We start from the raw sequence: 1482 nt of genomic DNA on the forward strand, positions 1-1482 counted from the left end.
TAACACGATCGCATGGTCTGTGTTTGGAAAGATTTTTTGGTTATGGATCGGCTCACGGCCTATCAGCTTGTTGGTGAGGTAATGGCTCACCAAGGCGACGACGGGTAGCCGGCCTGAGAGGGTGACCGGCCACACTGGGACTGAGACACGGCCCAGACTCCTACGGGAGGCAGCAGTGGGGAATATTGCACAATGGGCGAAAGCCTGATGCAGCAACGCCGCGTGAGGGATGACGGCCTTCGGGTTGTAAACCTCTTTTAGTAGGGAAGAAGCGAAAGTGACGGTACCTGCAGAAAAAGCACCGGCTAACTACGTGCCAGCAGCCGCGGTAATACGTAGGGTGCAAGCGTTGTCCGGAATTATTGGGCGTAAAGAGCTCGTAGGCGGTTTGTCGCGTCTGCTGTGAAATCCCGAGGCTCAACCTCGGGTCTGCAGTGGGTACGGGCAGACTAGAGTGTGGTAGGGGAGATTGGAATTCCTGGTGTAGCGGTGGAATGCGCAGATATCAGGAGGAACACCGATGGCGAAGGCAGATCTCTGGGCCATTACTGACGCTGAGGAGCGAAAGCATGGGGAGCGAACAGGATTAGATACCCTGGTAGTCCATGCCGTAAACGTTGGGCGCTAGATGTGGGGACCATTCCACGGTTTCCGTGTCGTAGCTAACGCATTAAGCGCCCCGCCTGGGGAGTACGGCCGCAAGGCTAAAACTCAAAGGAATTGACGGGGGCCCGCACAAGCGGCGGAGCATGCGGATTAATTCGATGCAACGCGAAGAACCTTACCAAGGCTTGACATATACCGGAAACGTTCAGAAATGTTCGCCCCGCAAGGTCGGTATACAGGTGGTGCATGGTTGTCGTCAGCTCGTGTCGTGAGATGTTGGGTTAAGTCCCGCAACGAGCGCAACCCTCGTCGTATGTTGCCAGCACGTAATGGTGGGAACTCATATGAGACTGCCGGGGTCAACTCGGAGGAAGGTGGGGATGACGTCAAATCATCATGCCCCTTATGTCTTGGGCTTCACGCATGCTACAATGGCTGGTACAATGGGCTGCAATACCGCGAGGTGGAGCGAATCCCAAAAAGCCAGTCTCAGTTCGGATTGGGGTCTGCAACTCGACCCCATGAAGTCGGAGTCGCTAGTAATCGCAGATCAGCAACGCTGCGGTGAATACGTTCCCGGGCCTTGTACACACCGCCCGTCAAGTCATGAAAGTCGGTAACACCCGAAGCCGGTGGCCTAACCTTTTGGAGGGAGCCGTCGAAGGTGGGATCGGTAATTAGGACTAAGTCGTAACAAGGTAGCCGTACCGGAAGGTGCGGCTGGATCACCTCCTTTCTAAGGAGCACTTAGCACGCATCCGTTTGGGTGTGGAGCTGAAGTCATTTCGGTCGCGAATGTCGATCGGTGGCGCTCATGGGTGGAACATTTGACTATTCGGTGCTTGTTGTTGTTCGTGTGGAGTACGCCTTTCGGGG

Annotated in this window: 1 rRNA gene; it reads left to right on the top strand. The window is 55.4% G+C overall.

The annotated features are described in order from the left end of the window. A 16S ribosomal RNA gene (locus tag ITJ67_RS19430) occupies window positions 1-1342 on the top strand; the annotation flags it as partial. Between the last annotated feature and the right edge of the window lie 140 nt (window positions 1343-1482).

The sequence above is a fragment of the Pseudoclavibacter sp. VKM Ac-2867 genome, assembly GCF_015351275.1.
Lineage (GTDB): Bacteria > Actinomycetota > Actinomycetes > Actinomycetales > Microbacteriaceae > Pseudoclavibacter.